This is a genomic window from Planotetraspora phitsanulokensis (assembly GCF_016863295.1).
GTDB lineage: Bacteria > Actinomycetota > Actinomycetes > Streptosporangiales > Streptosporangiaceae > Planotetraspora > Planotetraspora phitsanulokensis.
Genome location: NZ_BOOP01000028.1, coordinates 135,940 through 149,399, shown reverse-complemented (window position 1 = coordinate 149,399; position 13,460 = coordinate 135,940). Strand labels below are relative to the sequence as shown.

The following is a 13,460-nucleotide window of genomic DNA, read 5'->3' as shown; positions in this document are numbered from 1 at the left end:
GAAAACGTGCATGATCATGATCGGGGTTTTCGCAGGTGGGGAGGCTGATCTCCGAACCTGTTCATGATCACGTGCGGAGGGTGTGGGCGAGGGAGAGGGCCGCGGCGGCGATCTCCTTGGTGGCCTCGGGGGAGTCCATGAGAAGGGGCCTGGCCTCGACGGTCACGCCGTCCAGGGCGACGCCCTTGTCCTCCTCGGCCACCAGCCACCCGTCGATGAGGCGGGAGCCGTACAACTCGAGCACCGCCTGCGCGCTGGTCTCGACGCCGATCGCGGTCAGGCAGGCGTCGGCCATGCCGCGCACCGGCGCGCCGCCGATGATCGGGGAGACGCCGACGACCGTCTTGTCCTCCAGCGCCGGCCGGATGCCCGGGATCTGGAGGATGGTGCCGATGCTGACCACAGGATTCGACGGGGGCAGGATCACCAGGTCGGCTTCCTCGATCGCCTCGAGGACGCCGGGGGCCGGGGTGGCCTCGTCCGCGCCCACCAGGCTGATCTGCTCGGCCGGGACCGACGCCCGCAGCCTGACCCACCACTCCTGGAAGTGGACGGCCCGCCGGCCGTTCTCGTCGGAGACGACCACATGGGTCTCGGTCCGGTCGTCGGACATCGGGAGGAGCCGCACACCCGGCTGCCAGCGGTCGCACAACGCCTCGGTCACCTGCGAGAGCGGATAGCCCGCCGCGAGCATCTGGCTCCGCACGATGTGGGTGGCGAAGTCGCGGTCGCCGAGGCCGAACCACTGCGGCTCCATGCCGTAGGCCGCCAGTTCCTCCTTGACGACGTGGCTCTCACCCGCTCTGCCCCAGCCCTGCCCCTCGTCGATCCCGCCGCCGAGGGTGTACATGACGGTGTCCAGGTCAGGGCAGACCCGGAGGCCGAAGAGGGTGATGTCGTCACCGGTGTTCCCGATGACGGTGATGTCGGAGCCGGGGGCCGCAGCCTTGAGGCCGCGGAGGAAGCGGGCGCCGCCGATTCCTCCTGCCAGGGACACGATGCGCATGCCGACAGTCTTCCACCGGCGGTTCAGCGGATCGCGAACACCCACCCCCGGATTTGTGTGGCAAATGTGGTTATATCGTCTTCCGGGCAGAATGAGGTTCTTGGGTCAGCCGACACCAATGTCTGGCATGTGGGAAACTGCCCTGGTTGCCTTTTGGACCGATGGGGGTAGTTGTGCTCAAGGTCGAAACCGGGCGGCTGCGTGAGCCGGCCGCCTTGCTCATGCTTGTGGTCGCGATCACGAACATCCTCAACAACCTCGCGCGGCTGCTGATCCCCGTCGGGTCCGGGGCGTCGGCGAACTCCTTCGGGCTTCGCTCCGCCACCGCACTGAAGATCTTCGCTTCGCCCACTTTCATTGCCCTCATCGTGATCGCGGTCCTGCTCGTGACCAGGTTCGGTGACCGGACGCCGCGGGCTCAACTGGTCGGTCGCATCGCCGCCGGAACCTTGGGTCTGTGCCTCCTGTTCAGCTTCGTCACCGTGCTGGGCGTGCTGTTCGGTGACGTCCTGACGTTCAGGGACAAGTTCGAGAACCTGATCATCGGCCTCCCGTCGGCCGGCCTGGTGTTCCTCGCCCTGGTCTTCGTGACCAATTCGACCGCGGGGGTCCCTGCGGCCGCCCGCCCGGGCATGAGCGGCGGGGAGGGCTTCTACGGCGCTCAGGGCGGCGGCTATCCCCAGGACCCGTACGCCGCCGGCGGTCACGGATACGCACAGGCGCCCCAGGGGCAGCCGGCGGCCTCCGACGGCGCGGCGCAGTACGGCCAGTTGTCCGCTCCGGTCGACCCGCAGTACGCCGCCCAGGACCCCTACGGGTCGCTGTACGCCCCCGCGCAGGAGGGCTACGGCACGCCTGCCGGACAGGCGGACGGGTACGGCGCGCAGGCGGCGTATTCGCAGTCGGCCACCCCGCAGGGAACGCCCGCGCAACCGCAGCAGCAGGACTTCCAGACGGGCGCGCACTTCGTGGACCCGTACGGTGCGGGCTACCAGCAGCAGGACCAGTCCGGTGGACAGGCGTCCGCCTCCGGCCAGGGGTTCGGCACGAACGCGCCCGGCGCCGACCCCTACGGGCAGCAGCCCGACTCCACGGCCTCCGGCCAGTCGTACGAGGGCTACTCCCAGCCCCAGGGTTACGACCAGTACGGCTACGGCACCCAGCCGCAGCCGCAGGCCGGCGGCTACTCGCAGCAGCCGGTCGGAGGCCAGCAGGGCAGTGGCGGCTTCCCCCAGGCGCAGGGAACCGAGGGCCACGGGTTCGCCCAGGGCGCCTACCAGGACTCCGGCTTCGGCCAGTCCGGATCGCACGCCGCCGCTCCCGCCCAGGGCGACCCCGCCCAGCAGTACGGCCAGCAGGGCGGGTCGCCGTTCTCGGGCTACTCGGGCCCGCAGTTCGCGGCCGGCGCCGACACGCAGTCCCAGCCCCCCTACGAGCAGGCCGCCGACCCCCGGGAGCAGCAGCTCGCCCAGGCCTACCAGCAGGCGCAGAGCTACCAGCAGCTCGGGACGCCGACCGACTACCCCCCCACACCCGCCGCGCCCCCGGCGGCGGACTACTTCGGCAACCCGCTGGGCCACCCTCAGCAGGAGTCCTACACGGCCCCCGCCGCCGCGCCCTCCGACCAGCAGACCACCCGCCTCGACCCGCCCGCCTACCAGGGAGACGCGCTCAGCGGCCCCGGCAGGAGGGAGGAACCCCTCGACCCGACGGCCATCTACGCCCCCGAACGGGCCCAGGCAAAGTATGAGGAAGGTTCCGGCACTGATCAGGCAGGGCACAGCGGCGACACCAGCCCCCATTGGTATGGTTCCGAACGCTGATAGGACCGAACAACTGGGCGTACGAACCGGGGCAAGCGCGTCTTTCCCCGGGTATCGTTATGCCGCTTGACGCCACACGCGGCACGCGCGTGTAATTACAGACGTGTTGTTACGCCTCCCCGAGGGTGGGTACGGGGGAGGCGTTTTGGGGGGCTCCATAGTGGGCGGGCGAGCGACAGGGAGGTGTGCAATGGCCGATCCGGTCATGGCACAGGCGCTCGATGGTGAGGATCTTGGGTGGCAGGAGCGCGCCTTGTGCGCTCAGACCGACCCCGAGGCGTTCTTTCCCGAGAAGGGTGGCTCCACCAGAGAAGCCAAGAAGGTGTGCCGTTCGTGCGAGGTGCGAGCGGAGTGCCTGGAATACGCGCTCGAGCACGATGAGCGCTTCGGCATCTGGGGTGGGCTCTCCGAGCGGGAAAGGCGCAGGATCAAGCGTCAGGCTGTTTGAACCATCTTGAGAACCACGATGTGAACACTGGGCGGGGGCCACACGTTCCGAACCGGAACGCGTGACCCCCGCCCAGTGCTTCACCCGAGTGATCAGCCGGTTCTGGACGGGGTTGCGCCGATCTAACGGTTCGGCGCACGTGTGATCGGCCGTCCTGGGGTTGCCGTATCGTGGTCGGCGCTCAGCCGAACGACCCCCAAGGACCTGACGTGCAATCGGTCACCGCGATCGTCGTCGCTCACGACGGCGCACGCTGGCTCAAGGAGACGCTGGCTGCGGTCCGCCGCCAGACCCGGCCGCTTGACCGCGTCGTCGGCGTCGACAACGGCAGCCGCGACGGCAGCGGACAACTGCTCGCCGAGGCCTTCGGCGGCGCCAACGTGCTGACCATGCCGAGATCCACCGGCTTCGGCGAGGCCGTCCACGAGGTGCTGGGCAGGCTTCCCCACGATCCGCGCGCCGACGAGTGGGTGTGGCTGCTCCATGACGACTGCGCCCCGGACGCCCGGGCGCTGCAGACGCTGTTGTGGGCCGCGGAGCACGATCCGGGCGCCGCGATCCTCGGGCCCAAGCTCCTCGACTGGCTCGACAGGCGCGTGCTGCTGGAGATGGGCGTCACCGTCAGCCGTTCGGGGATGCGGGACACCGGCCTCGAGCCGAGGGAGTACGACCAGGGCCAGCACGACGGCGAGGGCCTCCTCGACGTGCTGTCGGTCTCCACGGCGGGCATGCTGATCCGGCGGGACGTCTGGGAGCAGTTGTCCGGCCTCGACCCGGAACTCCCGCTGTTCCGCGACGATCTCGACCTGTGCTGGCGCGCACGGGCCGCGGGCCACCGGGTGCTCAACGTGCCGGAGGCCGTGGCCTGGCACGCCGAGGCCGCGAGCCGCCGCCGCAGGCGCCTCGCGGTGACCGACGAGCACCCCCGCAGGCTCGACCGGCGCAACGCGCTGCTGGTCATCATGGCGAACCTGCCGTTCGCGGCGCTGATCCGGTCGGTCTTCCGCAACATCCTGGGATCGCTGCTCCGGACCGTCCTGTTCCTCGTCGCCAAGCAACCCGCGAACGCCCTCGACGAGGTCGTCGCGCTGGGCTCCCTCATCGGCCGTCCCGGACGGCTGAGACGAGCGCGCAGGCGGCGCAGACAGGGGCGCAAGCAGGGATATCCCGCCGTCGCGCGCCTGCTCACCCCCTCGGGAGCGGCGTTCCGGCGGCTTGCCGACATGGTGCAGAGCTTCATCGCGGGCGCCGGGCCGGTCGACTCGGCCGGCCGGCACCACGCGGCCGCCGAACCGGGCGAGGAGGACGGCGAGGAGTTGCTCAGCGACTCCGGGCTGATGCAGCGGCTGTTCACGAGCCCCGGCGTCCTGCTCTGCCTCGCTCTCCTGGCCGTCACCGTGGCGGCCGAGCGATCCCTGGTGTACGGCGGCCTCCTCGGCGGCGGCTCGCTGGTGCCGATCACCGGCGGCGCCTCCGACCTGTGGCGGCTCTACACCGAGAGCCACCACGTGACGGGCCTCGGCTCGGACACCTGGGCCCCGCCGTACGTCGCGCTGCTGGCCCTGGTCTCCACGATCTTCCTGGGCAAGACGTGGCTGGCGGTCTCCGTCCTGCTCCTCGGCTGCGTTCCGCTGGCCGGCTTCTCCGCGTTCGCGGCGACCAAGAAGATGATCTCCTACACGCCCGCGAGGGTGTGGCTCGCCGCCACCTACGCCCTGCTGCCGGTCGCGACGGGGGCGATCGCGAGCGGGCGGCTGGGCACCGCGATCGTGTTCGTGCTGCTCCCCGTCTACGCGGCGCTCGCGACCAGGATCGTCGCGGGCTCGCGCCGCGCGGCGTGGGGGTTCGGCCTGCTCCTCGCGGTCGGCACGGCCTTCGTCCCGCTCCTGTACGTGCTGGTGGCCATCCTGGGCGGGCTGGCGGCGGTGTCGTTCGCCGGTGTGCGCAGGGGAGTGGGCGTGGCGCTCGCGATCGGCCTCGGCACCCCGCTCGTGCTGCTGTTCCCGTGGCTCGCCGGACTCGTCGGGGATCCCGGGCGGATCCTGCTCGAGTCGGGCCTGCACGACATCGCGCTCTCCGACGCCCGGCTGGGGGCGGAGAACCTGCTGATGCTGAGCCCCGGCGGGCCAGGCACGCCGCCGGTCTGGGTGACCGCGGGCCTGGTCGCCGTCGCGCTGGCGGCCCTGCTCGTACGCCGTCACCAGATGGTCGTGGCGATCGGCTGGGGAGTCATGGTCTTCGGCGTCCTGGTGGCGATCGTCGTCGGCCGCCTGACGGTCCACGGCGTCCCCGCCTGGCCGGGGGTCCCCCTGGCCTTCGCCGCCACCGGACTGCTCGTCGCGGCCGCCCGCCCGGCCCGCTGGATCGGGGAGTTCGCCGCCACCGGGATTCTCCGCCGCGCCGCGGCGGGGCTGATCCTCGTCGTCGCCTTCGCCACGCCTCTCGCGGCGGCGGCGATGTGGATCAAGTCCGGCGCCGAGGACCCGCTTCGCCGGGGCGTGCGCGACCCCATGCCGGTGCTCGCCGCAGTCGGATCGGCGAAGGGGCAGGGCACCCTGGTGCTGCGCCCGAGAGACGGCGTCGTCACCTACAGCGTCCTTCGCGGCAGGGCCCCACTGATCGGGGAGTCCGATCTAGAGCCGCCGGCGGACGCGACCAAGCGGTTCGGCACGGCCGTGGCCGGCCTCGCCTCCGGCCGCGGCGGCACCTACGCCCAGACGCTCGCCCAGTACGGCGTGCAGTTCATCAGCGTGCCCGGCCCCGTCGACGCCTCGCTGCACCGCACGCTGGACTCCGAGCCCGCCCTGGTGCGGATGAGCCTGTCGGCGGGCGGAGGGTTGTGGAAGCTGGCCCAGCCCGCCCCGGCGCCTCCGCCTCCTCCGGGCGGCGATTCAGCGCACAGGATCTGGTTGTGGGCGCAGGCGACCCTCCTGATCGTCGTGGTGATCCTGGCCTCGCCGGGCGCCCGCGCGGCCGAGGCTGAGGAGCGGTACGCCGACGCCCCCCTGGAGGAACCCCGGGGACGCCGCCGGGCTGGTGAGGATCGGGTGCCGGTGTGAAAAGTCTGATCGAGAACCGCTTCGGCCTGCTCGTGCTGGTGCTGGTGGCGCTGGGCGCCCTGTACGGCGTCGCCTACGCGAGCCGACCCGCGCCGGTGGCGCACACGCCGTCCAAGCCCGTCCGGGCCCTCATGGAGTCGCTGACGACCGTCTGCCCGTCTCCTGGCGGCAGCAGGGTGAGCGTGGTGACGCCGCCTGGCGCCCAGGGCAAGGGGAGCGCCACCGTGGGCGAGGTCACGCGGGCCCCGGCCGCCGACGAGGACGCCTCGGGCGCGGACGCCTCGGGCGGGGACGCCTCGGGCGGGGACGCGGCGAACAAGGACGCCCAGAAGAAGGGCGCACCGAAGAAGGGCGCGGCGGACGAGCCCACGCGGCTCGAGCAGCCCGGCGTCCTGTGGCAGCAGGACGTGAAGGCGGGCACCGCTCCACTGGTCGTCGCGGGCGCGGGCTCGATGGCGGCCGGACTGGAGGCCGCGCAGACGGCGCGGTTGGACGCGGGGACCCAGCGGGGCCTAGCGTCCGTGCGCTGCGCCGAGCCGGGGTCCGACGCCTGGTTCGTGGGGCCCGGCCCCGCCGCTGCCGCGATGACGCTCTACCTCACCAACGCCGACTCCGCGCCCGCCAACGTGGAGGTCATGATCTATGCCGGTGAGGGGCCGGTGCTCAGTGACCGGGGCAGCGGCATGGTCCTCCAGCCGGGTGAGCACCGTACGGTCAAGCTGAGCGACCTCGCCCCCTCCCCGCTGGTGATGGCCGTGGAGGTCAGCACCAGCGGCGGCCGCGTGGCCGCGGCGATCAAGGCGGTGCTCGGCAAGGACAAGGGCGTCGACTGGCTGCCCGCCGCCGCGCCCCCGGCCACCCAGGTCGTGGTCCCCGGCATCCCGGGCATGGCCGGGCTCAGAGAGCTCTACGTGACGGCGCCGGGCGAGCAGGACACCGTCGTCCAGGTGAAGGCCGTGCTCAAGGACGGTTCGTACGCTCTCAAGAACAAGGAGACCGTGGACGTCCTGGCGGGTTCGACGAGCACCTTCGACCTGTCCACGGGAATCGGCGGCCAGCCCGCCGCCCTCGTTCTGACCTCCGACGTCCCGATCATCGCGGGGATGAAGATCACCGGGACGGGCCTGAGCCAGGACGTCGCCTTCGCCGCGGGGGCGTCGCCGATCGATCTGGGCAGCGTCGTGGCGGACAACCGGGTCGCGCGCAAGCAGGAGTCCCGCCTGGTCCTTTCGGCCCCCTTCGCGGCGGCCACGCTCAAGCTCCAGCTGGTGCCCAAGAGAGGCGCCGCGCCGGAGCCGGTCGAGGTCAAGGTCCCCGCGGCCCGGACCAAGGAGATCAAGCTGGCCGCGCCGCCCGGAGGCGAGTCGGGGTTCAGCGTCGTTCTTCAGCCGCAGCCCGGGTCCGGTCCCGTGTACGGCGGGCGGGCGCTCGTCGAGGACACTCCCGGCGGGCAGCTGGTCACGGTCCAGCCTCTCGCGCCGGCGACCATCTGGGCGCTGGTCCCGCCCACAGCCGACTCGCCGAGCGCCGTCCTGCCGTGACGCGAGGGGCGTGAGACTCCCTTAGTGACGGTCGTCGTATCCGGGGTCGATCGTCTCGGGGGTCTGGCCCAGGAGGCTGGCGACCTGCTCCACCACGACGTCGAAGACGAGCGTGCCCAGCTGATCCCGGTCGCGGGCACGCGCTTCGAGGGGGCGGCGGTAGATGACCACCGCGGCCGGGTCCCCGCCGCCAGCGGAATCGGCCCTGCCGAAGGGGATGGGGTCGGAGGACAGCCTCGCGGGCCCGTCGATCAGCTCGTGTGCCGGAGGAACCTCCTCGACGGCGAACTCCACGGTGGCCAGCTGGGCGCCCCAGCGCGGTTTGAGCCGCTCGACCGCCTCGAGCACGAGATCGTCGAAGCGCTCCCCGCGGGACTTGGCTAGGGGGACGTGCGACGGGGCCAGTGGGCCGCGCATCCCGCGGCCGTGCCGATCACGTCGGCGCACGCGTCGCTTCGGCTGCGGCATGTCGCCGCGTTCGCTCGGCTCTGTCACGGAGTCAGCTTAAAGCGCCGCCCGTGACGCGCGACGGGCCGTATCGCTGCTGTCCGAATTGTGGCGACACGCTCGATAAGAGCTTCGGGGTGGTGGCAATGTGCACGCGGACCGGATACGGTCCCTCCGTGAGCCCCGTCCGCAGCTGTTCCCGTACCGCCTGCAGGCAGCCTGCCGTCTTCACACTCACGTATGTCTACGCCGACTCGACCGCCGTCCTCGGGCCCCTGGCGACGTACGTCGAGCCGCACTGTTACGACCTGTGCGCCGAGCATGCGGAACGGCTCACCGCGCCGCGGGGATGGGAGGTCGTCCGCCTTCCGTCGGAGGCCGGATCGCCCAGTGGAGACGATCTCGAGGCGCTCGCCAACGCGGTCCGCGAGGCCGCCCGCCCCGCGCCCGCTGCGGGGGAGCCCATCGGCCAGGCGGTCGAGGTGGGCCGGCGGGGGCATCTGCGGGTCCTGAAGTCGGCCCAGCCCAACCGGGAGCGGTGACCTCCTCGTACGGCACCGCGATCTCGCCCCGCCGTACGCAACGATCAGGCGCTATAGGCTCATTTGCAAGACATCAAGGAGTCCGGGAACAGTCGTGGCCGATCTCAGCAGGATTTTCAAGGCGTACGACGTGCGAGGCGTCGTGCCGGACGAGCTCGACGAGGAGGCCGCCGAGGCCGTCGGAGCGGCGTTCGCCGAGGTGACGGACGCCTCGTCACTGGTGATCGCGTACGACATGCGGCCCTCGTCGGTCCCGCTGGCCGCGGCCTTCGCGCGTGGGGCGACCTCACGCGGCGCGGACGTCGTGAACGCCGGTCTCGGCTCGACGGACCTCCTCTACTACGCCAGCGGCGCCCTCGGGCTCCCCGGGGTCATGTTCACCGCCAGCCACAACCCCGCGCGGTACAACGGCATGAAGATGTGCCGGGCCGGCGCGGTGCCGGTGGGCGCGGACACGGGGCTCGTCGAGATCCGCGACCGCGCGGCCGAGTTGCTGGCCTCCGGCCTGGGCGGCGTCCCGGGCAAGGGCGAGGTGACGCGGCGGGACCTGCTGGCGGACTACGCCGGGCACCTCAGGTCGCTGGTCGACCTGTCGGGCATCCGGCCGCTCAAGGTGGTGGTCGACGCCGGCAACGGCATGGGCGGGCACACGGTCCCCTCGGTCTTCCAGGGGCTGCCGATCGAGCTGACCGCGCTCTACTTCGAGCTCGACGGGACCTTCCCCAACCACGAGGCGAACCCGCTCGAGCCGGCGAACCTGCGCGACCTGCAGAAGGCGGTCGTCGACCGGGGGGCCGACATCGGGCTCGCCTTCGACGGCGACGCCGACCGGTGCTGGGTGATCGACGAGAACGGCGAGTCGGTCTCCCCGTCCACGATCACGGCGCTGGTCGCGGTGCGGGAGCTGGCCCGGCACCCCGGCGCCACGGTCATCCACAATCTGATCACTTCCCTGGGCGTCCCGGAGATCGTCGCCGAGCACGGCGGCGTCCCCGTGCGCACGAGGGTGGGGCACTCGTTCATCAAGGCCGAGATGGCCCGCACCGGCGCCGTCTTCGGGGGCGAGCACTCGGCCCACTACTACTTCCGCGACTTCTGGTTCGCCGACTCCGGCATGCTGGCCGCGCTGCACGTGCTGGCCGCCCTCGGCGAACAGGACAGGCCGCTGTCGAAGACGTTGTCGCGCTACGCGCGGTATTCGGCGTCCGGCGAGCTGAACAGCACGGTCTCCGACCAGGGTGCGGCGGTCGACAGGGTTCGGGCGACGTTCTCAGGGCGAGAGGGTGTTAGGTTCGACGAGCTGGACGGTCTCACCGTGACCGGCCCCGGCTGGTGGTTCAACCTGCGCCCGTCCAACACCGAGCCGCTGTTGCGGCTCAACGCCGAGGCGACCGACGAGAACACGATGGCCACCGTGCGCGACGAAGTGCTCGCTGTGGTAAGGAGCTGACCCGAGTTGAAGATCGACGACTGGCTGCTGGACATTCTGGCCTGTCCGGCGTGCAAGTCCCCCCTGCGCGTGGAGAGCGAGACCGACGAGCTCGCCTGCACGTCCTCGGAGTGCGGGCTGGTCTACCCGGTCCGCGACGACATCCCGGTCCTCCTGGTCGACGAGGCCCGCAAGGCATGACCGATGCCGGAGGGGCTCCCGGCACGGTGTTCGATCCGGATCGCCTCGACGACCAGGCACATCTGGTGGGGGGCGACCCCTCGGGGGTGTTGCGCACCGTGGCGTCCTCCGCCGCTCGGGTGCGCACCGCGTATCGGGCCTCCGTCGAGGCGGAGGTCGGCTCGCTGGCGCGGTTCGGCCGTCCCCGGGCGATCGTGGTGGTGGGCTCGGGCGGCTGCGCCGTGGCGGGCGACGTGCTCGACGCCGTCATCGGGTACGGCGCGCCGTTGCCGATCGTCACCGTCCGCGGCAACCGGCTGCCGGGCTGGGTCGGCGCCGCCGACATCGTCATGGCGGTCTCGCGTCCCGGTGACGCGGAGGAGACGTTCGCCCCGGCCGCCGAGGCCGCGCGGCGCGGCTCCTCGATCATGGGCGTCGGACCCGCCCGCTCTCCGCTCGAGCCCGTGGTGACGCGGGCGGGCGGGCCGTACGTGCCGTTCGGAACCGAGCCCGGGCAAGCGGGCGGGACGTTGTGGGAGATCGCCGTCCCGCTGGTCGTCGCCGCCTCGGCGCTCGGCCTGGTGGAGGCCCGCGAGGACGCGTTCGAGGCCGCCGCCGTGCGACTGGAGGACATCGCCCACCGCTGCCGGCCGTCCAGCGAGTCGTTCATCAACCCCGGGAAGACCCTCGCGGCCGAGCTCGCAGGCAGCATCCCGATGATCTGGGGCACCTCGCCCCTGGCCGCGGCCGCGGCCCGATGGCTGGCGTTCCGGCTCAACGAGATCGCCAGATACCCGGCCATCTGGGGAGAGATCCCGGAGAGCCGCCACCAGCTCGCGGCGTTCACCGGCCCTCTCGCCGGGCGGGACATCTTCGCCGACCCCTTCGCCGACGAGCCGGGAGGCGAGGGCGCCAGGCTGCGTCTCGTGCTGCTGCGCGACACGGAGGAGCCCGAGCAGGTCGTCAGGCACCGTACGGCGGCCGTCGCACTGGCGGAGGACAGGGGCGTCCCCATCTCCGAGGTCGTGGCCGAGGGCGTCCATCCGCTGGAGCGGGTCGCGACGCTCACCGGTCTGAGCGACTACGCGGCCGTCTACGCCGCGCTGGGCTATGGCATTGACCCGGAGTCGTTTTCGGACGTCACGGAACTCAGGGCCTGAATTTCGCTCTAGGATCTTTTTGGCCGAATCCTGAGGAGTTCTTGTGAGTGCGAGTGGCGGATCCAAGGCGATCATCGCAGCGCTGAGCGCCAACCTGGCGATCGCGGCGGCGAAATTCGTGGCGTTCGTCTTCACGGGATCGTCGTCGATGCTCGCGGAGTCCGTCCACTCGGTGGCCGACTCCGGGAACCAGGCCCTGCTGCTCCTCGGCGGCAAGCGGGCGGAGCGGGCACGGACCCGCACCCACCCGTTCGGGTACGGCCGTGAGCGGTACTTCTACGCCTTCGTCGTCGCCCTGGTGCTGTTCAGCATCGGCGCGCTGTTCTCGATCTACGAGGGCTGGCACAAGATCGCTGACCCGCACCCCGTCGAGTCGCCGATCTGGGCCTTCAGCGTGCTGATCTTCGCGATCATCGCCGAGGGCTTCTCGTTCAGGACCGCCATCAAGGAGTCGCTGCCCCACAAGGGCAACGCGTCGTGGGTGAGGTTCATCCGCCGGGCCAAGGCGCCCGAGCTGCCCGTCGTGCTGCTGGAGGACCTCGGCGCGCTGCTGGGCCTCATCTTCGCCCTGTTCGGCGTGACGATGGCCGTGGTCACCGGCGACGCCGTCTGGGACGGCATCGGGACGATCATGATCGGGGTGCTGCTCGCCGTCATCGCGATCGTCCTCGCGCTGGAGACCAAGTCGCTCCTGATCGGGGAGAGCGCGGCGCCTGAGGTCGAGGACCAGATCTGCGCGGCGCTCGAAGGCGCCCCCGAGGTCACCAAGGTGATCCACCTCCGCACGCTGCACCTGGGCCCGGAGGAGCTCCTCGTGGCGGCGAAGATCGCGGTCGCGCACGACGACACGGCGGCCGAGGTCGCCCGGGGCATCGACGAGGCCGAGCAGCGCATCCGGGCCGCGGTGCCGATAGCCAGGGTGATCTACCTTGAGCCCGACCTCGACCGGGCCGAGCAGGCGTCCTCGTCGGCGCGGTGACCGGCCGTCCTCGGCGCTCCGCCGGGGGCGGTGGCCTTCTTCCTGGATTCGCCTGATCTCGGCGGATCACGGCCGGTCGTACGCGATGGCCGCACGGCGCGGCGGGTGACGGCGTGACGAAAATGTGATGCGTGTTTCCTTTACCTGCTTGTACTCGTGGGTAACTTGGGCTTTACCCATTTGACCTCGCGGGAGGTGCCCATGGTCAAGCAGGGACGCGTGCGGTGGAAGCGCTTCGCGCTGGTCTTCGTGCCCGCGCTCGCGGTCGCGTCGGTGCTCATCGGAGCAACCGCCGAAGGCGCGATCGGAGCGTCGTTCGTGGTCTCGGGCGACACGTTCAAGGTCTCCGCCGACAAGCTCACGGGGCAGGGGTTCGTCCAGTACGGCAGCCTGGTCCAGAACAAGAAGGGGCAGAAGATCCCCGTTGCGGTGTCGGGCATCCGGCACGCCACGCTCACGAACATGTGCCAGACCGTGCTGGTCGACTCGCCGGTGGGTGCGGTGACCATCAAGCTGACCGCGGGAACGGGCAAGAATCCGGTGGTCGCGGAGAACATGATCGTCGACGCGTCCCAGCTTCAGGGCAACGCCGTCTTCACGCGCATCCAGGTGGGCAGGGACGCCGCGACCCTCGACGCGGTCCCGGTCTCCGGCGGAGCGGGCTCCTCGGGGATGTTCGGCCAGCAGGCCAGTGCCGTCTCGATCACCGGCTTCAAGCAGGTCTCCTGGGCCGTCAACGCGGCGACCTTCAAGCTGCCCGGTCTCAAGCTGACCGTCGAGCCCGGCAAGCACGAGTGCTTCTGATGCCGGCCTCCTGGGCGGCTCCGGCCACGTCTGGCAGGCGTC

At 71.3% G+C, this 13,460-nt stretch carries 12 protein-coding genes; 10 read left to right on the top strand and 2 right to left on the bottom strand.

Going from position 1 to position 13,460, the window contains the following annotated elements; all coding sequences use genetic code 11:
- Positions 1 to 67: 67 nt before the first annotated feature.
- Positions 68 to 1,006, bottom strand: coding sequence for a 2-phospho-L-lactate transferase (gene cofD / locus Pph01_RS28680; protein WP_204076269.1), 939 nt, complete (start codon positions 1,004 to 1,006; stop codon positions 68 to 70).
- 173 nt (positions 1,007 to 1,179) lie between these two features.
- Here cofD and Pph01_RS28675 point away from each other — a divergent pair, with 173 nt between their 5' ends.
- The 4 genes from Pph01_RS28675 (at position 1,180) to Pph01_RS28660 (ending at position 7,877) form a co-directional block, all read left to right on the top strand.
- On the top strand, positions 1,180 to 2,829 hold the full coding sequence (locus Pph01_RS28675; protein WP_204076268.1) for a hypothetical protein: 1,650 nt from the start codon (positions 1,180 to 1,182) through the stop codon (positions 2,827 to 2,829).
- Between the two features lie 190 nt (positions 2,830 to 3,019).
- Positions 3,020 to 3,277: a WhiB family transcriptional regulator gene (locus Pph01_RS28670; RefSeq protein WP_203885026.1), complete on the top strand. Its 258-nt coding sequence runs from the start codon at positions 3,020 to 3,022 to the stop codon at positions 3,275 to 3,277.
- Between the two features lie 209 nt (positions 3,278 to 3,486).
- Positions 3,487 to 6,336 (top strand): glycosyltransferase family 2 protein, encoded by a 2,850-nt coding sequence (locus tag Pph01_RS28665; RefSeq protein WP_204076267.1) that lies wholly within the window; start codon positions 3,487 to 3,489, stop codon positions 6,334 to 6,336.
- Complete coding sequence (locus Pph01_RS28660; RefSeq protein ID WP_204076266.1) at positions 6,333 to 7,877, top strand: DUF5719 family protein; 1,545 nt, start codon at positions 6,333 to 6,335, stop codon at positions 7,875 to 7,877. Before Pph01_RS28665 ends, Pph01_RS28660 begins: the two co-directional genes overlap by 4 nt.
- Before the next feature lie 21 nt (positions 7,878 to 7,898).
- Here the strand turns inward: Pph01_RS28660 and Pph01_RS28655 are convergent, their stop codons facing one another.
- Positions 7,899 to 8,345, bottom strand: coding sequence for a metallopeptidase family protein (locus tag Pph01_RS28655; protein ID WP_204076317.1), 447 nt, complete (start codon positions 8,343 to 8,345; stop codon positions 7,899 to 7,901).
- A 155-nt stretch (positions 8,346 to 8,500) separates the two neighbouring features.
- Here Pph01_RS28655 and Pph01_RS28650 point away from each other — a divergent pair, with 155 nt between their 5' ends.
- From Pph01_RS28650 to Pph01_RS28625, 6 genes are all read left to right on the top strand, one after another.
- Positions 8,501 to 8,866 (top strand): DUF3499 domain-containing protein, encoded by a 366-nt coding sequence (locus Pph01_RS28650; RefSeq protein WP_203885029.1) that lies wholly within the window; start codon positions 8,501 to 8,503, stop codon positions 8,864 to 8,866.
- A 94-nt stretch (positions 8,867 to 8,960) separates the two neighbouring features.
- A complete protein-coding gene (locus Pph01_RS28645) occupies positions 8,961 to 10,316 on the top strand; it encodes a phosphomannomutase/phosphoglucomutase (protein WP_204076265.1) in 1,356 nt (451 codons plus the stop codon).
- 6 nt (positions 10,317 to 10,322) lie between these two features.
- Complete coding sequence (locus tag Pph01_RS28640; protein WP_204076264.1) at positions 10,323 to 10,496, top strand: Trm112 family protein; 174 nt, start codon at positions 10,323 to 10,325, stop codon at positions 10,494 to 10,496.
- On the top strand, positions 10,493 to 11,635 hold the full coding sequence (locus Pph01_RS28635; protein ID WP_204076263.1) for an SIS domain-containing protein: 1,143 nt from the start codon (positions 10,493 to 10,495) through the stop codon (positions 11,633 to 11,635). The genes Pph01_RS28640 and Pph01_RS28635 overlap by 4 nt, the downstream gene beginning before the upstream one ends.
- Positions 11,636 to 11,678: 43 nt before the next feature.
- Positions 11,679 to 12,614 (top strand): cation diffusion facilitator family transporter, encoded by a 936-nt coding sequence (locus tag Pph01_RS28630; protein WP_204076262.1) that lies wholly within the window; start codon positions 11,679 to 11,681, stop codon positions 12,612 to 12,614.
- Between the two features lie 201 nt (positions 12,615 to 12,815).
- On the top strand, positions 12,816 to 13,418 hold the full coding sequence (locus Pph01_RS28625) for a DUF6230 family protein (RefSeq protein WP_204076261.1): 603 nt from the start codon (positions 12,816 to 12,818) through the stop codon (positions 13,416 to 13,418).
- Positions 13,419 to 13,460: the final 42 nt, after the last annotated feature.